The organism is Paenibacillus allorhizosphaerae (assembly GCF_042659105.1).
Classification (GTDB): domain Bacteria; phylum Bacillota; class Bacilli; order Paenibacillales; family NBRC-103111; genus Paenibacillus_G; species Paenibacillus_G allorhizosphaerae.
The window spans coordinates 300,040-323,197 of sequence record NZ_JBHSRV010000007.1 but is presented as its reverse complement, the minus strand read 5'-3'; the positions used below and the strand labels follow the sequence as shown (position 1 = coordinate 323,197).

The following is a 23,158-nucleotide window of genomic DNA, read 5'->3' as shown; positions in this document are numbered from 1 at the left end:
GAATTTTTGCAGAATTCATCTGCTGGAATCGTCCAGCATGAATGGTCACTCTCTTTTTTAAACGATACTTTTCCAATTTGTACACATATCCCCAACGCCTTCAGAACAACCGGATTTATTCAGAGGTTGCATCGATCTGCGTTACGCTGCGTTTATGCACAATCCACAGCCATTTTGTTGCCGAATGGACAACACTTTTCCCCGGGACGCATTGCCCTTTGCCCATCGTACGCTTATAATAAAGTTCATTATGAAATCGAACGAAAATATCGGGAGGATTAAAATTATCAATGGACAAGCCGAATGAAATTATTGTGGTGCTCGACTTTGGCGGACAGTACAACCAGTTGATTGCGCGCCGCATCCGCGATCTGGGGGTATATAGCGAACTGCTTCCTTTTAACACACCGGTAGAGAAACTTAAAGCGCTCCAACCTAAAGGCATCATCTTCTCCGGCGGACCTGCCAGCGTATACGGCGAGGACTCGCCGCTTGTCGATCCGGGCGTTTATGACATCGGCGTACCGATTCTGGGCATTTGCTACGGGATGCAGATGATGGCCCACCAGCTCGAAGGAAAAGTCGAGCGGGCGTCGAAGCGGGAGTACGGCAAGGCGGAAGTCGATTTTACGGATGCGTGCGGTTTGGTGCATGGACTCGATAAAAAACAGACGGTATGGATGAGCCACAGCGATCTTGTGGTGCAGCCGCCGGCCGGTTTTGTGGTCGACGCCAGCACGGAGCATGCGCCGATCGCTGCGATGAGCCACCCGGAGCGCCGCATGTTCGCGGTTCAGTTCCATCCGGAGGTGCGCCATTCCGTATATGGCAATGACATGATCCGCAATTTCTTGTACCATGTGTGCGGTTGCGAAGGAACTTGGAGTATGACGACGTTCATCGAAGACACCGTGCGCGACATTCGCAATCAAGTAGGCGACCAGAATGTACTTTGCGCACTCAGCGGCGGCGTGGATTCTTCCGTCGTGGCAATGCTCATTCATAAGGCGATCGGCGATCAGCTTACTTGCATGTTTATCGACCATGGTCTGCTCCGTAAGGATGAAGCGGAAGGCGTAATGGAGACATTCGTCGGCAAATTCGATATGAAAGTCGTCAAAATCGACGCCCGCGAGCGTTTTCTCGGCAAGCTGGCCGGTGTAGACGATCCGGAACAAAAGCGGAAGATTATCGGCAACGAGTTCATCCGCGTGTTCGAGGAGGAATCGTCCCGGTTTGACGATTTCGCGTTTTTGGCGCAAGGCACGCTGTACACGGATATCGTCGAAAGCGGCACGGCAACGGCGCAAACGATCAAATCGCATCATAACGTCGGCGGTTTGCCGGAAGATATGAAGTTTAAGCTCGTCGAGCCGCTTAAAGCCTTGTTTAAGGACGAAGTGCGCAAAGTGGGCGAGGAATGCGGCCTGCCTGCCGCGATCGTATGGCGTCAGCCGTTCCCTGGACCGGGCCTTGCGATTCGCGTGCTTGGCGAAGTCACCGAAGACAAACTTGAGATTGTGCGGGAGTCCGATGCCATTCTTCGCGACGAGATTGCCAAAGCGGGCCTGGACCGTGAGATTTGGCAGTACTTTACGGCATTGCCGAACATGAAGAGTGTCGGGGTTATGGGCGATGCCCGCACGTATTCGTATACGGTAGGGATTCGCGCGGTTACATCCATCGACGGGATGACGGCCGACTGGGCGCGAATTCCGTGGGACGTGCTGGAGAAGATTTCTGTCCGCATCGTCAACGAAGTCGATAACGTCAACCGCGTCGTGTACGACATTACGTCCAAGCCGCCGGCGACGATCGAGTGGGAATAATTGAAAACTTGCGACCTTATAGGGAATGCAAGGAGGCCTGTTCTCTTGAAATTAGGAGGGCAGGTCTTTTTCATACATACAAGGCATAGGACCTGTCTCCCAGAGCGTTTACGCTTGAATGCTACGTTGATCATTCGGGAAACATTCTCGATGCATGATGTGTACTTATGTATTCGAAAAAGACCGCACCTCCCCGTTATCCGAACATAAAATTAAATTTTAGCAATAATGTTCGGAAAAACGATTGACAACATTCGACTTCCCTCTTAGAATAAGGAATGGAAATCAAGGGAATAACAAGTTTCGTATAATCCCGGGAATGGGCCTGGGAGTTTCTACGAGGTCACCGTAAATGATCTGGCTACGAACAAGAAATGACGGTTCACGGAAGAAATTTCGTGGAGCCTTCTTTTGCTTGGAGCCTGGGGCATTCGCGCACCCGGGCTTTTCGTTGTTCCGATAAACCATTTTGGAGGGATTCGGGAATGGATCGGTATTTTAAGCTGAAGGAAAACGGCACCACGGTACGCACCGAGATTATGGCCGGATTGACGACGTTCATGACCATGGCGTATGTGCTCGCCGTAAATCCGAACATCCTTAGCGCGTTCGGTTCCGGAGCGACCGGCATGGATTGGACGGCCGTGTTCCTTGCTACGGCGATTGCGGCAGGGGTCATGACCATTGCCATGGGATTGTTCGTTAACTTTCCGGTAGCTTTGGCGCCGGGTATGGGCTTAAATGCGTATTTCGCTACGGTGATTTTGTCTTCACAAGGCCAATTTACTTATCAAATGGCACTAACGGCAGTATTTATTTCCGGTATTATTTTTATCATTCTTACGGTGACGAAAGTTCGGCAATTGCTGCTCGTTGCGGTTCCGGACAGCATCAAGCATGCGATCACCGTCGGGATCGGCTTGTTCATTACGATTATCGGCCTTAAAAACAGCGGCCTGTTGACCGTTGCCGTAGAAGCGGCAAACGATATTCCGAAAGGCAAATATACGGATGTTTTATCGTTCGAGACCGTGTTCCATATCGGCAGTATGCATGACGTTAATGTCATACTTTGCGTCATCGGTCTTATTCTCATTTCCGCCCTTATGGTGCTGCGCGTGCGCGGCGCAATATTGTTCGGGATACTGCTTACAACGCTGATCGGTATCTTCCTGCACAATCCGGACGGCAGTCCGGTCGTCAACTTCGCGAACTTGGGATCGGAAAAAACGACGTGGGTGCCGGACCTTGGCAAGCTGGCGTTTGCTCACTTTGATTTTGCAGGCATCATGAATGCCGGTATTATCTCCGTCATTGCGACATTTACTTTCGTTGAATTGTTCGATACGTTCGGAACGATGGTCGGAACGGCCAACCGTGCCGGCATTATGAAAAATAAAGAAGAAGGCAACAAAAAAGTCGGGAAAGCGATGATGGTCGATGCGATCGGCGTAAGCGGCGGCGCGCTTGTCGGGACAAGCACCGTAACGGCCTATGTTGAAAGTTCCGCAGGGATTGCGGAGGGCGGACGTACGGGCTTGACGGCGGTAACGACGGGCGTGTGTTTCCTGCTTGCGCTGTTCCTCGCTCCGATTGCGGCACTGATTCCGGGCGCGGCTACTTCTGCGGCATTGATCGTGGTCGGCGTACTGATGATGCAAGCGGTGCGAGAGATCGATTTTCAGGATATGGTGTATGCCATTCCGTCTTTCTTGACGATTGCGCTGATGCCGTTCACTTACAATATCGCTAACGGTATTTCCTTTGGTATTGTCACTTATGTGATTCTCGGTACGATCGCTAATGCAAGCGGCAAAGGGCAGTACAAGGTTCATTGGCTCATGTGGATTTTGGCGATTTTGATCGTCCTGCGCTATGTTTTGATTGGCGGCGAGGGTTAAGTCAGCTCGCTACCGACATACGTTGTTACCAGCCTCGGTGTCCGACCATGTTCGGGTATCGGGGCTTTATTTATGGCGCAGAGAAAATGTTTGGAAAAAGCCGGACTACGAGCGATGGCATAGCTTAGCGGACAAATAAGAAAAATAGTCTGCTCGAAGCTCTTTGGATGAAGATACATTCTTTGTTCCATCCGCACAATTGTTGAAATGACAGAATGGTCCGGCTCCGCTTTCAAAGGGATGAGCGGATCATTATGAGAATGATCCGGCCTTTTATTAAATTCGAGGCATTGACAATGGTTTTATCGCATACTATAATGACAAACAAATCTCAAACGCAACGAACGGGAGCAGTAACCGAAATACCCGTCCAGAGAACTGCGGGATGTTGACAACCGGCATTTGATAAGGATGCCGCTGTTGCGACACAGGTGCGACGCAGTCGGGGATACGGCGAAACTCGCCCGGGAGCGGCAAAGATGAACGTACGGCGTAGCGCTGCGCTTTGCGATAAGCTTTGACGGATCGCCTCCGTGATCAGGCTTCGAGCGGGCTTACGCCATCCTTTTCGGATGCGTTAGGTCAACAAGAGTGGTACCGCGATAGGTCAGACCTGTCGTCTCTTTGTAAAGAGGCGGCAGGTCTTTTTGGTTTTCTTGGATACAACAACAGCATATCGGCAAAAGCAAGGATCGGGAGCAGTAAAGCGACTCCCGCTGTACAGAGAGCTGCGAACGTTGCGGGCGGGCATCCATCTAGGGGATGCACTGTTGCAACAAAGGTGCGACGCAGTCAGCGGAAGCTTGAACTCGCCCGGGAGCTGCGGGACTGAATCGATAAAAGTAAGTCTCGACGGACACCTTTCCGTAATCAAGGTTCGAGGTGGAATTCGCATGACCTTTATGCGAGTTCAAGAAGAGTGGTACCGCGGCAAGCTTGCAGCCTGTCGTCTCTTGATTATTCAAGAGGCGGCGGGCTTTTTGTATTGAGATTTTTCTTGGAAAATAATCGATTGAGGGGATGAATGGCATGAATAAGGACAACGGCAAACGCAAAATATCGATTTTCGATACGACATTGAGAGACGGGGAACAGGCGCCGGGCGCTTCGCTTACGCCGGAACAAAAGATCGTCATCGCAAGGCAGCTGGCGAAGCTTGGCGTCGATGTAATCGAGCCGGGTTTCCCGATTTCAAGCCCGGGGGATTTTCGGGCGGTGCAGCAAATCTCCAGAGAAGTGGCCGGCGTAGAAATTTGCGGCTTCGCGCGTGCGGTTAAAGATGACATCGACGCCGCCGTTCGGGCGACACAAGATGCGGAGCGCCGGCGGCTGCATTTATTTCTCTCCTCATCCAGCATTCACCTGGATTTTCAGCTGCGCAAGTCGAGGGAGCAGGCGATCGACATCGCGCGGAACATGGTTGCATATGCCAAACAATTCGTTCCCCGGATCGAGTTTTCCCCCATGGATGCTACTCGGACCGGCGATGCGTTTCTGTACGAGATGATCGAGGCTGTCATTGCGGAAGGCGCCACGATCATCAATATTCCGGATACGGTCGGCTATGCGTTGCCGGAGGAGTATGGAGCGATGTTTCGCAGGGTGATGGACAATGTACGCGGGGGGCGGCAGGTCGAGTACAGCGCGCATTGTCATAACGACCTCGGCCTCGCGGTAGCGAACAGCTTGGCTGCGATTCAAGCGGGTGTCACGCATGTAGAGGTAACCGTCAACGGCGTAGGGGAGCGGGCCGGCAACTGTTCGCTTGAAGAGCTGGTGATGGCGCTGGAGACACGGAAAGAGACGATTGGCGCAGAGACGGGCATCCGGGCAGATCAAATCTTCACCGTGTCGCAAATGGTCAGCCGGGCGATGAGCTTCCCGATTGCTTTCAACAAGCCGATTGTCGGGAGAAACGCGTTCCAGCACGAAGCCGGCATTCATCAGGACGGGCTGCTCAAAAACCGCAGCACGTACGAGATCATGGACCCTGAGCGGCTGGGCATTCCGCGCAGCATGATTATTTTGGGGAAACATTCCGGCCGCCATGCGATCAAGCACCGCGTAAGCCAGTTCGGCGTACAACTGAACGATGAGCAGATGGAAAGCTTGTATACGGAGTTCAAGCTTGCGGCCGACCGGCAAAAAGTGGTTCACGATCATCAGCTGCTCGCCATGGTGGGACATACGGTTAACGAAGTTTTGGAGCCGTATACGCTTGTTTCCGCGCAATTGGTGACGGGAAGCACCGGCCATCGGATGGCTTCGTGCACGATTCGCGATAATGTATCGGGCAAAGAGACAATGTATACGGGAACCGGGGAAGGACCCGTTGAAGCAATCGTGGCCGGAATCAGGCAGGCGCTGCCGTTTGAGGCCGAATTTGCCGATATGGAGTTGTACTCCCTCTCCTCCGGGGAAGAGGCTAGCGGCGAAGCCATTGTTACGGTTCGCGCAGGAGTGAAGACGTACAGGGGGATCGCGATAGACCGGGACGTCATTATGGCAGCGGCCCACGCGTACATGGCGGCATGTAATCAAGCGGCCAGAGATGAGGAACGACTGGTGAAGCAAGGATTGCCGGCCGACGCAGGTGAAGCACAAATTACAATCCCATAAGCGTTAGGAAGGGGCTGTGGATAATACTTATCCACAGCCCCTGTGCATAATGTGGATAAACACAAAAATAAGCGCTGTAATCATAAAAAATATACACGGGCATTTCGTTGCCGGGTGGATAAGTTTTTCACAGTGGGGTTGTGGATAATGTGAATAAGTCTGTGGATTTACAAAAAAACGCTGATTTTTCTGGAGAAAGCGACATTTTTTTCTGGGGATAATGTTGGGGATAAAGGTAAGTTACTGCCTCCATATGCACATGTCGGATAAAGCGGTTGAATTTGGGCAAAGTACGGGGTAAATGCGCCGAACATTTCTCGGTAAAAGTTGTAAATCTGTGCGTATTTTTGTCAAAGGACAGCGGTTTGCGCCGTAATTTATCAACTGTGGACAAAGGTTCGATAGGCATCAAACGGAAACGGGGGAGCACCGCGATGCGAGGCTGCGGATATGGTTCGAGGAGAAAAGGAAACGGGTTGTTGAGGGCTGTGCGGGTTGTCGTTACCGTGCTGCTTTTGTCGATACTTGGTTTCCCGTGTCTGTCGTTTGCGGTACCGTTGCAAAACGGCGAGGCGGATGCATCTTTATCCACAATTCACGAATCGGATCACTCGAACGGAATGAGGCGTCATGTTACGGTTGTTTCCATTCCGTATCTTTCGTTTATGGAACTCGATTCAAACGGTCTGGACGCGTATCCCAACTTTCGTGAACTCGCATTGTACGGCAGCTGGGCTGCCATGAACGTTCGTTTGCCATACAAAGGACTGGAGTCTGTGTATGCCACATGGGGAGCGGGGCAGACGGTCGATGCGCGCGGAGCAGAGGCGTGGAACGGCTCGGAACGGCGTGACGGGCAGACGGCTGCAGAGATGCTTGAACGATATGCCGGCCAACAGGCGGGACAACGGTTGCCAAGTGTGACGGTTCCCTCCATCGAATCGATTCGACGCAAGTTGGTAGGAGGCAGCGAGGCTGTACCGGGGCAGCTCGGGGAAAGGCTCAAACAGCAAGGCATTCGCATTGCTGTATGGAGCGGGCTGGATATACCGGTCAGCGGAAAAGACCATATTCGTCGCCCGGCGCCATTGATGGCGATGGACGAGCAGGGAATGGTCGAGCACGGAACCGTCGGAGGCGGCATACTCGAGGCGGACGGCGCGATGCCTTTCGGCGTTGTTACACGGTACGAGCTGGTTTTCGATCAGTGGAGACGGGAGTTGGAGCGGGGAAAGGCCGGGACCTTTGCGGTCATTGAGCTTGGGGATTTATATCGTTTGTATGAGGAGAAAGATAACTACGCACCCGAAGCGTTCGTTCTTTTGAAAAAAGAGATTATAGCCCGAATCGATCGGTTTCTCGGAGATCTGATGAAAGAAATAAAGACTTATGGGAGTGACGGAGTATTATGGGTGCTAAGCCCGCAGGTTCATACGGAGGCGATGAAGGAAAAGCTGATGCTTACCCCGGCGGTCCGGTGGCGGGCTAATGCTTCGGCAGCCGGTGAACTGTTCTTCTCCGGCACGACGCAAAGGCCCGGTATTATTGCGGCCACGGACGTAGCTCCTTCGATGCTGCAGGAATTCGGCTTAACAGTCCCCCGATCGATGGCGGGCATGCCGGTGGAAGCCAGCAGCCAATTGGAGAGCAAGGGTGTGAAGTCAACTCTGGAAGAACTTCTGCTGGACGTGAAGCGCAAGGCACGAGTATACATGCTTCGCCCGCCGCTGCTTTATGGGCTCGCGGCGTTCGAGGTCGTCGCCATGTTGTTGGGGCTTTATGCCGTCTGGAAGAACGGACGTTCCATCCTGCTGCATATAATCACGCGGGCACTGCTCCTTAGCGTACTATTGCTCCCGGCTTTACTGCTGATGATGGGGTGGCTGATCCGCCGGGATGCTTCCGGAGTCATTGTTTTTGTATTAGCGGGTATGCTTGTCGGAGGTGGCGCAGCAGCTCTCTATGGGACAACGAAACCTCGATTGATTCGAACCTTTGGCTGGATGGGTATAGGAATCACGCTGCTTATTTTGTTTGACGGATGGACCGGGGCCCAGGCGATGAAATATTCCGTTCTCGGTTATGACGTGATGATCGGAGCTCGTTATTATGGAATCGGCAACGAGTTCATGGGCGTACTTCTCGGCGCAGCCGTGCTCGGACTCAGCGCCATGCTGCAGGTTCGGGCGGAGCCGGATGACGGCATGCCACCGGCGCTGCCCCGGTGGCTCGCGATCGCGCCCGTCGTCGTCGCGGGCGTCGGCATCGCAGGCTACCTTGCGGCGCCGGCACTAGGTACGAACGCCGGCGGCGCACTGTCCGCGGCGGCGGCGTTCGGCGCGCTGGTCGCCCGCCTGTTCACCGGCGGCGCCTTGTGCTGGCGCCGCCTCGCTCTCGCGGTCGCGCTGCCGATGGCCGCGGCGCTCGCGGGCCTATGGCTGCTCAACGCCGCTTGGCCCCCTGGCTCGGCCGGAGGTCCAGGCTCGGTCGCAGCCGCGTGCGTAACCGCCGCCGCTGTTGGTCCCGGCGGCACAACGACCGGGCACGGCAGCCATATCGGCCGTGCCTTCGACGCGCTGCGTGAAGGGCGCTATGACGCTATCGGTGCAATGATCGCGCGCAAACTCGCGATGAATCTGCACCTGATCCGCGTCTCCGCCTGGAGCAAAGTGCTGCTCACCGGCCTAGCCGTCATGGCTTTGCTTGTAATGCGGCCCAAAGGGCGGCTGCGCCGGTGGGGGGAGCGGTACCCGTATTTGATGCACGGGTTTTATGCGAGCGTGATCGGCGTCTTCGCCGCCTTGGCCCTCAATGATTCGGGCATTGTAGCCGCCGCCGCCATGATCGTGTATAGCAGCGTGCCGCTGCTGCTGTTGCGATTGGCGGAAGCGGGGGAATCGTAAGCCTCCATTTTTACAAGGAGGGTCTAGCGTTCCGATGTAAGGAGGAATGCTGCTGCCTGCGTTAGGCCGACAGGCAGGAAACGATTAGTAGCCCGAATCTAACTAAGTTAGCACTGAAATAGGCAAATTGGCAGAATCGTAAAGTGAACCGAACTATTCGAAGGGGTAAGTCTCTGAATAGTAAGGTTTCACGAACGGTTCCGCCCTTTTTGGGCTTACTTAGGAGAAATTTGTTCGATAGGGGCAACTATTATTCACTCCGCCAGCTGCTCCCACTGTTCATAACAGTCGGTGAGCTCCGCTTTCTTTGATTCGAGCAGCGCGTTTTTTTCCTGCACGAGCACGTAATTGTTGTATACCTCGGGCACCGCCAACTCGGCTTCGATCGCGCCAGTCTCTTCCTCAAGCTGTGCGATCCGCTGCTCGAGCTGCTCCAGCTTACGCTGGCGGTTCCGTTCTTCGCGCTTTGCCTGCTTGCCTGCTTCGTAGTCGCTGCCGGTTCCTACAGCCCCGGCGCTTTCCCCGGTCGGGCTTGCGCCCGCCTGTCCGCCCGCCGCCCGTTTTGTCGCTTCTTCGGCCAGACGCTGCTGCTCCATTTCGGCGAGCTCCTGCTTTTTTTCCACATAGTCGTCGTAGTTGCCCAAATAGCCGGCAACGCCGTCCGGGCTCAACTCCAGCATGCTTTCCGCCATTTTATTAAGGAAATACCGGTCATGGGAAATAAACAGCAGCGTTCCCTCATAATCGATTAAGGCGGATTCGAGTACTTCTTTGCTATATAAATCCAAATGGTTGGTCGGCTCGTCGAGAATGAGCACGTTCGCTTTTTGCAGCATCAGCTTGGCGAGCGCCACGCGCGCTTTTTCCCCGCCGCTGAGCGAACTGACTTTCTTGAACACATCTTCGCCGCTGAACAGGAAATTGCCGAGTACGGTCCGAATTCGAGCTTCTTCCATATGGGGGTAGGCGTTCCAAAGCTCGTCCAGTACAGTGTGGTTCGGATTCAGTCCCGTTTGTTCCTGATCGTAGTAACCGATACGAACATTGGCGCCCCATTCGAAGGTACCGCGGTCCGGCTGGTGCTGTCCGATCAATGTTTTCAGCAGCGTCGATTTGCCCACGCCGTTAGGCCCGATCAGTGCGGCGGTATCGCCGCGGCGAAGCTGGAATGTTACGTTTTTCACCAAGGGCTTGCTGCCGTCATATGAAACCGCTACATTACGTACATCGAGCACTTCGCGCCCGGTTTGAACTTCGACCTCGAACGAAAAGCTGGCCCGCTTCAAATCACCTTGCGGCTTATCGAGCCGTTCCATCTTGTCTAAAGCTTTTTGTCGGCTTTGCGCCCGTTTAGTGGTGGATGCGCGGACGATGTTGCGCTGAATGAATTCTTCCATTTTGGCGATTTCTTCCTGCTGTCTTTCGAAGTGTTTCAACTGCACCTCGTAATCCGCCGCTTTCAGCTCGATGAAGCGGGAGTAGTTGCCCGTGTATCGCCGCGAGGACGTCCGTTCAATCTCGTAAATGGCATCCACGAGCGCGTCCAGAAAATACCTGTCGTGCGAAACGACGACAATCGCGCCGGAATACGATCGCAGATACTGCTCGAGCCAAGTCAGCGTGGCGATATCCAGATGGTTGGTCGGCTCGTCGAGCAGGAGCAGGTCCGGCGCTTCGAGCAGCATTTTGGCGAGTGCGAGCCGCGTCTTTTGTCCGCCGCTCAACGCTTGGCACGGGGTGGCGGGATCCATGTCCCCAAAACCCATTCCGCTCAATATCCCGCGAATTTTCGCTTCGATCTCATAGCCGCCCTGTTCGCGAAACGTATCCGACAGTTTGGCGTAGCGAGACATCGTTTCTTCGGTTTTTTTGGCGTCCTCAAGGATTTGCGGATCGGCCATCAACGTTTCCAGCCTGCGAAGCTCGCGTTCGGTTTCGATCAGCCCCGAAAAAACACTCAACAGTTCATTCCAAATGGAACGGTCGGAGTGCAGACCGCTGTTTTGCTTCAAATAGCCGATCCTGGTTTCCTTTGCCTTGAAAATGTTTCCGCTGTCATACGAAAGCTCGCCGGCGATAATTTGCAGCAGCGTCGACTTACCGGCGCCATTCACGCCAACGAGTCCGATTCGCTCGCGCGGTTCAACTTGGAGCGATATATTGGAAAGCACGGTAGTGACCCCGTAGCTTTTATGAATTCCTGATACTTGCAGCAGCATGATAAGCCTCCCGAATGTCGGTTTCTTCTATTTAAAATGTAGTCCAATCTCCACCAGTGTAGCATATTCCGCCGCCGATTTCGATTTCCAACGGTTTACTTGTATACAAACGGAATGGCTCTAACGTATGCTCGGTGTACTTCCTATTCTTTTACGAAAATGAGGTTGAGGCGTCATGCAGCCGTCTTCCGCAGCTAATAGAAAAATTAACCGAGTTATGCTCCTGTTGGTCATGTTTTTTGTATCTATGCTCGTACATCCTTTACTGTTTACCACGGTTGCTACCTCTTCGTTGAAGCTTGATTACAATCCGGTTGAGCTGCGCGTCATAACATATAATATACGTCATGCGGAAGGACTGGACGGAAAAGTGAGACCTGAGGCTGTTGCAGCGGAGCTTCGGCCGCTTCATGCGGACGTGATCGCCCTTCAGGAGGTTGACCGGTATAAATGGCGCAGCGGGCTTCACGATCAGGCCCGGTATTTTGCCCGCGAACTCGGGATGAACTACGTATTCGCGCCGTCGATTCGCAGCGGATTATCGCAATACGGCATTGCCTTGTTAAGCCGCTATCCGCTCGAGTCGCCACGGCAATACCGGCTAAGCGGAGGACGAGAACCAAGAAGCTTGCTTACGGCAGAGCTGCACCTTAGCGGGCGCAAGATCACAGTTGCAACGACGCATCTCGGAGTTGCCGCTGCCGAACGGCAACAGCAGCTGCCGCAGCTGCAGTATATATTAAAAGGTGTCCCGGAACCGTTACTGCTGATGGGGGATTTTAACAGCATATCGCCGGGCATGCCAAAGCTAGGACTCATCCGGCTGAAGTTTCCCGAAGTCACTTCCACCGTACTGAAAGGCGGCGAGATCGATCATATATTCGTCAGTTCCGATCTTGCCTACGAAGCGCCTGTTGCAACCGTACCGAGCAGGGCGTCCGATCATCTTCCGGTCGTAGCCTCGCTGGTTATGAAACCGGCTCGTGAACCGTAGCATTCGGTGGGGAGGCATTTTTCCCGGGAAATATTCGATTACCGCCTTCATTCGCGATTTTACACGCAATTATGGTACACTATATATAACGCTCACGATCGTTGTTTGAACAATTGCAAGAAAAGATTTGCTATAAATCGTTCACAGCATTAGAATGTGGTTAACCAAGAATCGACCCGCTAGAAGAGAGGCCGTTTCATGAACATTAAAGAGAAAAAAATCGAGCTTCGCCGCCAGGCGGAGGCCGTCCGTGCCGCCATTACGGAGGAAGGACGCAACCTGAAATCGAATAAAATATGTGAAACGCTGCTCAGCAGGCTGGAACTACTGCTTAAACCTGATCCTTCCGTCAGACGGAAGCCAACGCTTTTCACCTACATGCCGGTCAAAACAGAAGTGGATGTTACGCCTGTATTGGAAGCTTGCTGGCAGCGCTCATGGCGCGTCGTTGTGCCGAAAGTCGTTCCGGCGTACAAGCAGCTTAAGCTGTTCGAAATTCGTTCTTACGCGGATTTGGAGCAGGGTACATGGGGCATCCCCGAACCTGTAGCGAAAGCGCCGCAGCTGTATGATATCCGCCAACTCGACGTCGCGCTTGTACCGGGGCTGGCGTTCGACTTGAACATGGGAAGGCTCGGCTACGGCGGGGGCTTTTACGATCGCTTCATGCAGCAGTATGTGCGTACGGGACTGCCGAAGCCGTATATTATCGCCGCTGCCTTCGATGAGCAGGTGATCGACGAGGTTCCGATGGGACTGTTTGACTTTCGGATTGACGAACTGGTTACGGATAAACGTTGCGTTGTGCAGAGAGGGGCGGAGGCGGATGTCTGATCCCGTGGAGCAAGGCGGGAATTTGACCCATTTTAACGAGCAGGGGCGCGCCCGGATGGTGGATATTACGGAAAAGCAAGACACGGTTCGGACGGCCACGGCCCAAACGACCGTGTCTATGCAGCCCTCTACGCTCGCTTTGATCAAACAGGGGAAGATCGGAAAAGGCGACGTGCTGGCCGTAGCGCAAGTGGCGGCCGTCATGGCAGCCAAAAAAACATCCGACTGGATTCCGATGTGCCACCCGCTGTCGTTAAGCGGCGTGGATGTTCGGTTTGCCGATTTCGAGGATGGACGCCTGCAGATTGAAGCGACCGTCAAAACGAAAGGGCCGACCGGGGTCGAGATGGAGGCGCTCACGGCCGTTTCTGCGGCGGCGCTGACCGTATACGACATGTGCAAGGCGGCGGAGAAAACGATGCAAATCGGGCCAACGTTGCTGGTCAGCAAAACCGGCGGAAAAAGCGGGGATTTCCACCACCCGGGGCTATTGTGATTCCGCATAAACACGAATGTATCTTCATCGAAAGGCTTCGATCAGAAGCTTTTTCTTAAGAGTAAAGAAAGTTTACTTTAATTAAGCGCTAAAGCGCGTATTGAACTTTCTGCTCGCAAGAAAAGCTTCCGCTAAGACACGAATGTATCTTCATCGAAAGGCTTCGATTAGAAGCTTTTCTTACATATACAATGAGACAAGGAACTGAATGCTGGAGAGGAGCAGGCTTATGCGCTGGAAAGTGGCTATCTTAACCGCAAGCGACCGCGGTTTCCGTGGAGAAAGAGAAGACACTAGTGCACAGGTGATCCGGGAACTGATCGAGGAGGAGATGAGTGGGGAAATCATCGAGTATCGCGTCGTGCCGGATGAGAAGGATGAGATCATGGCGGCGCTGATCGAGATGACGGATTACTTCAAGGCCGATCTTATTTTGACAACCGGAGGTACGGGTTTGGCTGTCCGTGACGTGACGCCGGAGGCGACGCTGGACGTGATTGACCGACAGGCGCCTGGCTTTGCCGAGGCGATGCGTATGTATTCCATGTCCAAGGCGCCGCGTGCGATGCTGTCCCGCGCGGTCTCCGGAATTCGGGGCAGGACGCTGATCATTAACCTGCCGGGCAGCCCCAAAGGCGTCTCTGAGAATCTCTCCGCGATCATGGATCAGCTGCCGCATGCACTTGGCATTTTGACCGGACGGGAAGGTGACCACGGCTGATGAAACATGAATCGATGCTGGAGGAAGTGAAGGTCGAAGAAGCCGTCGGCATGGTGCTGGCGCATGATTTGACGCAAATCATCCCGGGGCAATTTAAAGGGCGCTTGTTCAAAAAAGGCCATGTCATCCGCGAGGAGGACATTCCCGCGCTCCTCAGTATCGGGAAGGAACACATCTATACGATTCGGCTCAAGACGGGATATCTTCACGAAGACGAAGCGGCTTTCCGCATGGCGAATGCAGCGCAAGGCACTCAGGTGGAGCTAACCGAGCCCCATGAAGGAAAAATAACGCTGAAATCGGCGATTCATGGATTAGCCAAAATCGACAAGTCCCGGATCGATCGGATCAACTCCCTGGATCAAGTGATTATGTCAACGATCAAGACGAATACGGTCGTAGCGCCCGGCAAACCGCTTATGGGCACACGGGTTATTCCGCTGCTCATTGACGAGGCGAAAATTGCAGAGGTGGAACGGATCGCCGCGGAAGCGGAAGGGGCGATTGCCGAAGTGAAACCGTTCCGTAAACTGCGGGTGGGTCTCATCACGACGGGAAGCGAAGTGTTTAAAGGGCGGATCCAGGACAAGTTCGGGCCGATCGTACGCGAGAAGCTGGCCTCACTCGGATCGGAAGTGATCGAGCAGCGCCTGGCGCCGGATGACAGCGACACGATCGTACGCGAGATTCACCGCTTCCTGCACGAAGACCGGGCGGATCTCATTCTCGTAACCGGAGGCATGTCGGTGGATCCCGATGACCGGACGCCCGGGGCGATCAAACAGGCCGGCGCGCGCATCGTCAGCTACGGTACGCCGATGCTTCCCGGCTCGATGCTGCTCGTCGGCTACTTGGGCGATGTGCCGATCATGGGCCTGCCCGGCTGCGTCATGCACGACCCATATACCTCCTTCGATGTGCTGCTGCCGCGTATTTGCGCCGGAGAAATGATTACACGCGAAGATATTACGGAGCTGGGGTATGGCGGACTATACGGCTGTTAAACTTGACTTTACTTTTACCGGAAAGGAACGATTCCGATGTTTGGAAATATTGGCTTCGGAGAATTGCTGCTGATCGGGCTTATCGCACTTCTCCTGTTCGGACCGAATAAGCTGCCGGAACTGGGCCGCTCCTTAGGTAAGACGATCCGCGAGTTCAAGCAGGGCGCTCGCGATCTGCTTGGAGATGAGCAGGAAACACCGCGTGAGCGCAAAGACGTAACCCCTCCTGAACCGCCACCGGCTCCGGCGCCGGCCCAGGCCCAGACCGCACAGAAGCCGGGGGAGGCGGAGCAAGGCGCCTCGCAACCGCAAACAGATCGTCAGGATTCACGCAGACTTCCCGATTAACGAGAGGGAGACTTTGGAATGGTAGGTTGGTGATCGTTAGATGGAAAACGATGAAGGCATGTCGCTGGTCGAACACCTGACAGAACTGCGAAAAAGGTTGATATGGGTTGTACTCGTGCTTGTCCTTGGAATGGTAGTCGGACTTATATTTGCTCAACCGCTAATCGTCTATTTAAAAAGCGTCCCCCCGGCTAACACGATCTTTTGGAACGTGTTCTCGCCGTGGGATGCGATCAAAATGTACATGAACTTCGCCTTCGTAATGGGACTCGTCATCGCACTTCCTTTTACAATGTATCAATTGTGGGCTTTTTTGAAGCCGGGACTGCGGGTAGAGGAACAAAAAGCATCCTTGATGTTCGTTCCGTTCGCGCTCGTTTTGTTTTTGATCGGCCTTGCTTTCGGTTATTTTGTCGTGTTTAAGATGGCGTTCCTCTTTACGTCCGCCGTCACGAAAAACTTGCAGCTGCAGGAAACGTACGGCATCACGCAATACTTTTCGTTCATGTTCAACATTATTATTCCGTTGTCGCTCCTGTTTGAACTGCCGATTGTCGTCATGTTTCTGACCAAGCTGCGTCTGCTCAATCCGATGCGACTGCGCAAAATGCGGCGGTACGCGTATTTGCTGCTTGTAGTCGTGGCTACCATGATTACGCCGCCCGACGCAACGTCCGCTATTATCGTCGCTGTGCCGATGATCGTGCTGTATGAATTCAGTGTGTTTCTATCCGGCATCGTATACCGCAAACAGCTGCTTCAGGATCAGCAGTGGGAGAAGGAGCGGGGGTAGCATCTACTTATAACTATATACGAGACTTCGTGTTTACTGCCGGCTTACGCTTCTGCTTAATGCAGAGGAGCCGGCAGTTCTTGTTGGAAAATGTCGTATATTTTCGAATGCGGTGGAAACAATGATGTGAGTGCGGTTTTATTGTAATTTGACATGAAATGAATAGAAAACTACTTGCAAAATTGCCGCGAAGTGATTATTATAAGAATTGTTGTTAGCACTAACCACATTCGAGTGCTAATAAGACCGTACCAACATATCAAAGGAGGCTATTTTCTCATGATCAAACCATTGGGTGATCGCGTAGTTATCGAAGCCATCGCTAAGGAGGAAACGACTGCAAGCGGAATCGTACTGCCTGACACGGCGAAAGAAAAGCCGCAAGAAGGTAGAGTCGTAGCCGTAGGCAGCGGTACACTCAAGGACGGCGAACGTGTTGCGCTTGAGTTGAAGGAAGGCGACCGCGTCATTTTCTCCAAATATGCCGGTACTGAAGTGAAATTCGACGGCCGCGAGCTGCTGATTATGCGCGAAAGCGACGTTCTGGCTATCCTGGGCTAAGGATGACGTGCCGGAGCCTGTTGACAACTGAGATCGTCGAACCGATCTAACCGTTGTAACGGGAATACTTAAGTTTTGTGCAATTACTTAGGAAAATATCCGAAACGCAAAATACATGAAACCAATTTCTTGGGAGGGTATAACACATGGCAAAAGAAATCAAGTTCAGTGAAGACGCTCGCCGCGGAATGCTTCGCGGGGTTGACGCGCTTGCAAATGCCGTTAAAGTCACTTTGGGTCCAAAAGGCCGCAACGTGGTGCTGGAGAAGAAGTTCGGCAGCCCGCTGATCACAAACGACGGCGTAACGATCGCCAAAGAAATCGAGCTCGAAGACGCATTCGAGAACATGGGCGCACAGCTTGTAAAAGAAGTCGCTACGAAAACGAACGACGTTGCCGGTGACGGTACGACGACGGCTACCGTATTGGCTCAAGCGATGATCCGCGAAGGCCTGAAAAACGTAACTGCGGGCGCTAACCCGATGGTTGTTCGCAAAGGGATCGACAAAGCCGTTAAAGCGGCTGTAGAAGAGCTGCAAAAGATCGCGAAGCCGATCGAAGGCAAAAACTCTATCGCTCAAGTAGCGGCTATTTCCGCGGCTGACGAAGAGGTAGGCCAGCTGATCGCTGAAGCTATGGAAAAAGTAGGCAAAGACGGCGTTATTACCGTTGAAGAATCCAAAGGTTTTGCAACGGAGTTGGAAGTGGTTGAAGGAATGCAGTTCGACCGCGGATACATTTCCCCTTACATGATTACGGATACGGACAAGATGGAAGCTGTTCTTGACAATCCTTACATCTTGATTACCGACAAGAAAATCTCTAACATTCAAGAGATTTTGCCTGTGCTTGAGAAAGTTGTTCAATCCGGCAAGCAGCTCCTGATCATTGCTGAAGACGTAGAAGGCGAAGCGAACGCTACACTCGTAGTGAACAAACTGCGCGGCACCTTCACTTGCGTAGCGGTTAAAGCTCCTGGCTTCGGCGACCGCCGCAAAGCAATGCTGGGTGACATCGCGGCTCTTACCGGCGGCCAATTGATCACGGAAGAGCTCGGCCTTGAGCTGAAATCGACCACTGTCGATCAACTCGGTTCCGCTCGTCAAATTCGTGTAACGAAAGAAAACACGATCATCGTGGACGGCGCAGGCGACAAGAAAGACATCGGCGCGCGCATCACGCAAATCCGTGCACAATTGGAAGAAACGACTTCCGATTTCGATAAAGAAAAACTGCAAGAGCGTCTTGCTAAGCTTGCTGGCGGCGTAGCCGTAGTAAAAGTCGGAGCAGCTACTGAAACTGAGCTGAAAGAGCGCAAACTGCGCATCGAAGACGCTCTGAACGCGACTCGCGCTGCTGTTGAAGAAGGTATCGTTGCAGGCGGCGGTACGGCGCTTGTAAATGTGTATAACGCTGTCGCAGCAGTAAAAGCAGACGGCGACGAGCAAACGGGCGTAAACATCGTTCTCCGCGCTCTGGAAGAGCCTGTACGCACGATCGCAGCGAATGCGGGTCAAGAAGGCTCCGTTATCGTTGAGCGTCTGAAAAAAGAAGCTGTAGGCGTAGGCTACAACGCAGCAAGCGGCGCATGGGTGAATATGATCGAAGCCGGTATCGTTGACCCGGCGAAAGTAACTCGCTCCGCTTTGCAAAACGCAGCATCCGTTGCAGCTATGTTCTTGACGACGGAAGCGGTTATCGCAGACAAACCGGAAAAAGAAAAGCCAGCTATGCCTGATATGGGCGGCATGGGCGGTATGGGTGGCATGGGCGGATTCTAATCCGACTATGCAAGAGAAACGGCAGCATCCCTATGGGATGGCTGCCGTTTTTGTTTTGTGGTTGCGGGTATATAGCAAGCGCGGCATGACCGTATAATATTGAGGAATTACGGGGGAATGTCAATTAGATGTTCCTGAAAAATAAGAGCCAATCATTTAGTCTTTTAACAGACTGATGATTGGCTCTTTCCTCATTCGACTAAAATTGTGCGTTCACCAAATTTTGAATTTGCTGTTTCTCGTTAGGATCTTTAGCGAGTAGCTTATCCATTAGAGGCTGGTCGTTCTTACCTTGTTTCTGAATCGTCGCAAGATAATAACGGATAATCACTCGCGTTTGGGCTGCCGTTTGCGGATCATCTAGTGAGCCGCCAATGCCGATCCGGAAGAAATTTTCCGCTGCTGGATAATTGCCGCGTATAAATTCGATTTGTCCTAGTGAAAGTCCCATACTCGGCGTTACAGAAAATTCGCGACCTTGCAATTGTTCTTTTGGCAAGGATTCCAATGTTTTCATTTTGCTTAGCACAGTATTATAGGTTTCAAATGCTTCATTCCAGTACTGGGTTTGTAACTGTGTATTCTTTTCCGTTCTTGCTCTATTGCCCAGATCAGTTGCTAAAGAAATGCTTTTTTCATACAAAGTGATATCCCATTTGAAATTAACGATTTCTGCCTTTGCTAACTCTAACGCTTTAGGAAGCTGTTCTTTTAAAGCAAGAGCATATATTTGCTTATCTAGTGCAGGTCTATTGTGAGGTTCTTGTTGTTTCAGTTGTTCAAGCAAACTCATGGCTTCGGTGTAATATTTTTCATCCTTGCTTTGATTATAGAGCTGCAATAGCATATCAATTTTACTGTTTGTATAATCCGGATGAAGCGGGCGATTTTTCAAAGCTTTATCAAGCGGTGTTGTAATTTCCGTAAGTCCTTTACCGCTGGACGATGCAGCAGCTGCATTTCGAAACAGGCTGTTTGCGGATAGGGATTTGACTGCTGCAAAGAAACATACAATGGATAAAATAAGCAAGACGGATGGATAAATCCACTTGTATTTGCTTATTCCATTTTTCCAATTCCCTTTCAATTCGATAGCATCATTGGAGATTAAAACTCCCAAGCTTAGGAAAAGCAGCATTCCCAGGTATACATAACTTAAGTCGAAGTCAATCATACTGTGCACAAGTAAAGAGATAGCGAGAATGTAAAAAATGAACCGCCGGTCTCTCGTTGCTTCGTCTTGCTTCATAAAATTTCGAATATACACATAAATAATAGCAGCTAAAATTCCTAAAAAAATCAACAGTCCGACGATCCCGACTTCCACGAGATATTGAAGGAAGAAGTTATGCGCTTGCCGGCTAGTATACGGGTTATTTTGATATTTCTCATATAAAGCGGACCAAGCACCGCCGCCGGCTCCGAATATCGGGTAGTCAGCCGAAAGTTTCAATGCATCTTTATAAAATGTTCCGCGTTCCAAAACGCTATGCTGCTGGAAGTTGATATTCTCAACCCGCGTTCGTACATTTTCAGGAAGCAGCTTAGTCAACCCAAGGTCGCTAAAAAGCACTGTAACCCCTATCGCGCCTACTACGATGGCCACGACAGGAATTGCTATATTAGCAAAACGAAACTTGTTAAAACGATCCAGTAGACCGGACAGCCATGCAGCAACAAATTTTTGAATGAGAACGGCAATGACCGCATTAATTAAAGAAACGACAAGTAGTGTCATCCAGCCGGTTGCGTATTGGTTTATGTTAAATGCTTTATTCAGTTCGATGCCAAGATTCGTTATTTTCGTAAGAATGATGAGAGATAAACCAAACGATACAATCAAATGGATGATATAAAGTATTTGTCTGTATGGTTTCAGGAAAGGGAGTACCAATAACAAAACAACCGGCAATATCACCAAACCGCCGCGGGATAGTGTCAGGAAAAATGAGATAATGATTGGAACGACCATAAATCCATGTATTCCGATGCTGTACCACTTTTTGGACGATAATACCAAGAATAATGTACAAAACAAAGCTGCAATCAAAAATGCTGCGTAACTATTGGCGTATTGAAAAACCGACGTAAGTCGCAGTCCGTTAGCATCGGTCATAACAGCGTCACGGTAAAATGGCTCGACCATATCGGCAGCAAACCATTTTACCCAATTATAGCTAGTGATTTTATTCCCAAACCAGTTAAATATTCCGAATAGTATGATTACGTACGTGGAAATCATGAAACCATTTTTTAATATAGCGGCTCCGAGATCGCTTTTGGCAATATAATAAGCGAGTAATAAAAAAATGACGTAAGTCGACTGAATATATACCATATTGATCGCATTATAGTGAGAACCCGCATTAATAAGCGATATTAGGTAAGTCAGTGGAATGAGCCATGCGATAAAGCTGATGACGTCAGATGTTGTTTTTAACTTCCAATGATAAAATGCGTAAATAGCCACAAGCAGGAGTATTATACTCGACCATACGAAAGCGGAGTAGATCGGTCTTTCAAAGTCAAAGCTGTTTCCGTTAAATAGGCCTTTTTGGAATGGGGACCAGAAAAGTAATACTACGGAAAACGCACCCAGAAGCCAAAACAGTAATGAATTATTCTCAGTTAAGTTTTCATTTTTTTTTGCGCCAGATGAATACCCATAGGCTTGATTTTTTTTGTTTTTCATATGAGACTCCTTTATTCGATAATACCTGACAACCTTTTTCATTCTAGCATATTATTTGATTTAATTCATTAGTTCTCATTCCGGTTGGTTGAATTGCGAATAAGCAAGCTTATATAGTAATTAAATATTTATTTTGTTAGAATAATTAGAAGTTAGAAACATGAATGGTGGTGTTTTAAATAAAGACAAGCTTTTATCGATTAATATATAGATTAGCTGTATTGTCGAAATCAGTAATAAAACCTCTACTTCCTACATCTTATAGAACGACAATTAAAAAGAAATTATTAAATAATGCTTATCCGATCACATGGAATGAAAAAAAAGCTAACTTAACTATTGCTTCAGTGCAAGGTGTGAATTTGGTTGGATATTCCAGGGCGGAAATGGGAATTGGCGAATCATGCAGGATAGCTGCCAAAAGTTTAGATGCCGCTAGCATACCTTTCGGTATTATTAATTTTACAGGAACTAACAGCTCTAGAATGACTGATACTTCTTGGATTCATAAAGAGATAGAGTCCCCAAAATATAATGTGAACGTTTATCATGTGAATGCCGAGCAAACAATGGAAATCTATGCTGAATATGGAAGCCCACTTTTCGAAAACCGTTATAATATAGGTTACTGGCATTGGGAATTACCAGACTTTCCTGATGAATGGAGTGATAGCTTTAAATTGGTGAATGAAGTTTGGGTACCTTCAACTTTTGTCGCGGATTCTATCTCCATTAAAAGTCCAGTGCCTGTGGTGAAAATTCCACATTCCATTGAAGTTAAATATATAAGTAATAAAGATAGAACTTACTTTAATTTACCTGATAATAGCTTTTTGTTTCTGACAATGTATGACGTTAAAAGCTATCAAGAACGAAAAAACCCGCGGGCATCGGTTGAAGCCTTTAAAACTGCTTTCGAACCAAATGATTTATCGGTTGGATTGGTCATCAAAATAAACACCTTAAAGCAAAATTTGGAAGAAATTGATGTATTAAATGATTTAATAGCAGATTATAAAAATATATATTTAATAAAAGAAACATTAAATCGTGAAGATACAAATGCATTAATTTCTGTTACCGATAGTTATATATCACTTCACCGAAGTGAGGGATTTGGTCTCGGATTAGCAGAAGCTATGTATCTAGGGAAGCCAGTCATTGGAACCAACTGGTCATCTAATACGGATTTTATGAATCAGGACAATTCCTGTCTTGTGAATTATAAATTAATACCAGTTGGTAGAGACTATGGTCCATATAAATCTTATCAAGTATGGGCTGATCCAGATATTAATCATGCAAGCTATTACATGAAACGATTAGTTACCGATGTTGAATATCGTCAAGAAATTTCGAAAAATGGGGAAAATACAATTAAAACACACTATTCTCCAAAAACCGTTGGAACATTAATTAATAAAAGACTGCAATATATAAATTCTTGGTACTTAAAATAGATT

Annotated in this window: 16 protein-coding genes, 1 riboswitch and 1 other annotated feature; of the genes, 14 read left to right on the top strand and 2 right to left on the bottom strand. The window is 50.5% G+C overall.

Features of this window, described 5'->3' with window-relative positions:
* Window positions 1–290: 290 nt before the first annotated feature.
* The 4 genes from guaA to ACFQI7_RS24660 all read left to right on the top strand — a co-directional run bounded on the left by guaA (window position 291) and on the right by ACFQI7_RS24660 (window position 9,252).
* Entirely contained in the window at window positions 291–1,829 is a 1,539-nt protein-coding gene (gene guaA, locus ACFQI7_RS24675) for a glutamine-hydrolyzing GMP synthase (RefSeq protein ID WP_218103001.1), read from the top strand.
* Window positions 1,830–2,112: 283 nt separating this feature from the next.
* Window positions 2,113–2,213, top strand: a riboswitch (purine riboswitch).
* Between the two features lie 101 nt (window positions 2,214–2,314).
* Window positions 2,315–3,730 carry an NCS2 family permease gene (locus ACFQI7_RS24670; RefSeq protein WP_218103002.1) on the top strand — a complete coding sequence of 472 codons (1,416 nt, stop codon included), beginning with the start codon at window positions 2,315–2,317 and terminating at the stop codon, window positions 3,728–3,730.
* A 679-nt stretch (window positions 3,731–4,409) separates the two neighbouring features.
* Window positions 4,410–4,687, top strand: a binding site (T-box leader).
* A 72-nt stretch (window positions 4,688–4,759) separates the two neighbouring features.
* Window positions 4,760–6,349: a 2-isopropylmalate synthase gene (locus tag ACFQI7_RS24665; RefSeq protein ID WP_218103003.1), complete on the top strand. Its 1,590-nt coding sequence runs from the start codon at window positions 4,760–4,762 to the stop codon at window positions 6,347–6,349.
* Between the two features lie 476 nt (window positions 6,350–6,825).
* Complete coding sequence (locus ACFQI7_RS24660; protein WP_218103004.1) at window positions 6,826–9,252, top strand: hypothetical protein; 2,427 nt, start codon at window positions 6,826–6,828, stop codon at window positions 9,250–9,252.
* Window positions 9,253–9,506: 254 nt separating this feature from the next.
* On the opposite strand, the gene ACFQI7_RS24655 is transcribed toward ACFQI7_RS24660, so the two are convergent.
* Window positions 9,507–11,471 carry an ABC-F family ATP-binding cassette domain-containing protein gene (locus tag ACFQI7_RS24655; protein ID WP_218103005.1) on the bottom strand — a complete coding sequence of 655 codons (1,965 nt, stop codon included), beginning with the start codon at window positions 11,469–11,471 and terminating at the stop codon, window positions 9,507–9,509.
* Between the two features lie 292 nt (window positions 11,472–11,763).
* Here ACFQI7_RS24655 and ACFQI7_RS24650 point away from each other — a divergent pair, with 292 nt between their 5' ends.
* From ACFQI7_RS24650 to groL, 9 genes are all read left to right on the top strand, one after another.
* On the top strand, window positions 11,764–12,465 hold the full coding sequence (locus ACFQI7_RS24650) for an endonuclease/exonuclease/phosphatase family protein (protein ID WP_218103006.1): 702 nt from the start codon (window positions 11,764–11,766) through the stop codon (window positions 12,463–12,465).
* A 198-nt stretch (window positions 12,466–12,663) separates the two neighbouring features.
* Window positions 12,664–13,299 (top strand): 5-formyltetrahydrofolate cyclo-ligase, encoded by a 636-nt coding sequence (locus ACFQI7_RS24645; RefSeq protein WP_218103007.1) that lies wholly within the window; start codon window positions 12,664–12,666, stop codon window positions 13,297–13,299.
* Window positions 13,292–13,795, top strand: a complete 504-nt coding sequence (gene moaC / locus ACFQI7_RS24640) for a cyclic pyranopterin monophosphate synthase MoaC (RefSeq protein ID WP_218103008.1) — start codon at window positions 13,292–13,294, stop codon at window positions 13,793–13,795. The genes ACFQI7_RS24645 and moaC overlap by 8 nt, the downstream gene beginning before the upstream one ends.
* A gap of 229 nt (window positions 13,796–14,024) precedes the next feature.
* The gene (gene mog, locus ACFQI7_RS24635) at window positions 14,025–14,516 is read left to right on the top strand and encodes a molybdopterin adenylyltransferase (protein WP_218103018.1); all 492 of its coding nucleotides are present in this window, start codon (window positions 14,025–14,027) and stop codon (window positions 14,514–14,516) included.
* Window positions 14,516–15,520 (top strand): molybdopterin-binding protein, encoded by a 1,005-nt coding sequence (locus ACFQI7_RS24630; protein ID WP_218103009.1) that lies wholly within the window; start codon window positions 14,516–14,518, stop codon window positions 15,518–15,520. Before mog ends, ACFQI7_RS24630 begins: the two co-directional genes overlap by 1 nt.
* 36 nt (window positions 15,521–15,556) lie before the next feature.
* Window positions 15,557–15,868, top strand: coding sequence for a twin-arginine translocase TatA/TatE family subunit (tatA, locus tag ACFQI7_RS24625; RefSeq protein WP_218103010.1), 312 nt, complete (start codon window positions 15,557–15,559; stop codon window positions 15,866–15,868).
* Between the two features lie 40 nt (window positions 15,869–15,908).
* Window positions 15,909–16,661, top strand: coding sequence for a twin-arginine translocase subunit TatC (gene tatC / locus ACFQI7_RS24620; protein ID WP_218103011.1), 753 nt, complete (start codon window positions 15,909–15,911; stop codon window positions 16,659–16,661).
* Window positions 16,662–16,940: 279 nt separating this feature from the next.
* Entirely contained in the window at window positions 16,941–17,222 is a 282-nt protein-coding gene (gene groES / locus ACFQI7_RS24615) for a co-chaperone GroES (RefSeq protein WP_218103012.1), read from the top strand.
* A gap of 146 nt (window positions 17,223–17,368) precedes the next feature.
* Complete coding sequence (groL, locus tag ACFQI7_RS24610; RefSeq protein ID WP_218103013.1) at window positions 17,369–19,003, top strand: chaperonin GroEL; 1,635 nt, start codon at window positions 17,369–17,371, stop codon at window positions 19,001–19,003.
* A 199-nt stretch (window positions 19,004–19,202) separates the two neighbouring features.
* Here groL and ACFQI7_RS24605 read toward each other — a convergent pair whose 3' ends face one another.
* Window positions 19,203–21,695 (bottom strand): O-antigen ligase family protein, encoded by a 2,493-nt coding sequence (locus ACFQI7_RS24605; RefSeq protein WP_218103014.1) that lies wholly within the window; start codon window positions 21,693–21,695, stop codon window positions 19,203–19,205.
* 221 nt (window positions 21,696–21,916) lie between these two features.
* On the opposite strand from ACFQI7_RS24605, the gene ACFQI7_RS24600 reads away from it, so the two are divergent.
* Window positions 21,917–23,155 carry a glycosyltransferase gene (locus ACFQI7_RS24600; protein ID WP_377517773.1) on the top strand — a complete coding sequence of 413 codons (1,239 nt, stop codon included), beginning with the start codon at window positions 21,917–21,919 and terminating at the stop codon, window positions 23,153–23,155.
* The last annotated feature ends 3 nt before the right edge of the window (window positions 23,156–23,158 follow it).

Coding starts and splice junctions, on each gene's coding strand:
- moaC (WP_218103008.1), top strand. CDS start 13,292: ATGTCTGATCCCGTGGAGCAAGGCGGGAATTTGACCCATTTTAACGAG.
- ACFQI7_RS24665 (WP_218103003.1), top strand. CDS start 4,760: ATGAATAAGGACAACGGCAAACGCAAAATATCGATTTTCGATACGACA.
- groES (WP_218103012.1), top strand. CDS start 16,941: ATGATCAAACCATTGGGTGATCGCGTAGTTATCGAAGCCATCGCTAAG.
- ACFQI7_RS24655 (WP_218103005.1), bottom strand. CDS start 11,471: ATGCTGCTGCAAGTATCAGGAATTCATAAAAGCTACGGGGTCACTACC.
- ACFQI7_RS24670 (WP_218103002.1), top strand. CDS start 2,315: ATGGATCGGTATTTTAAGCTGAAGGAAAACGGCACCACGGTACGCACC.
- ACFQI7_RS24645 (WP_218103007.1), top strand. CDS start 12,664: ATGAACATTAAAGAGAAAAAAATCGAGCTTCGCCGCCAGGCGGAGGCC.
- ACFQI7_RS24630 (WP_218103009.1), top strand. CDS start 14,516: ATGAAACATGAATCGATGCTGGAGGAAGTGAAGGTCGAAGAAGCCGTC.
- tatC (WP_218103011.1), top strand. CDS start 15,909: ATGGAAAACGATGAAGGCATGTCGCTGGTCGAACACCTGACAGAACTG.
- guaA (WP_218103001.1), top strand. CDS start 291: ATGGACAAGCCGAATGAAATTATTGTGGTGCTCGACTTTGGCGGACAG.
- ACFQI7_RS24605 (WP_218103014.1), bottom strand. CDS start 21,695: ATGAAAAACAAAAAAAATCAAGCCTATGGGTATTCATCTGGCGCAAAA.
- tatA (WP_218103010.1), top strand. CDS start 15,557: ATGTTTGGAAATATTGGCTTCGGAGAATTGCTGCTGATCGGGCTTATC.
- groL (WP_218103013.1), top strand. CDS start 17,369: ATGGCAAAAGAAATCAAGTTCAGTGAAGACGCTCGCCGCGGAATGCTT.
- mog (WP_218103018.1), top strand. CDS start 14,025: ATGCGCTGGAAAGTGGCTATCTTAACCGCAAGCGACCGCGGTTTCCGT.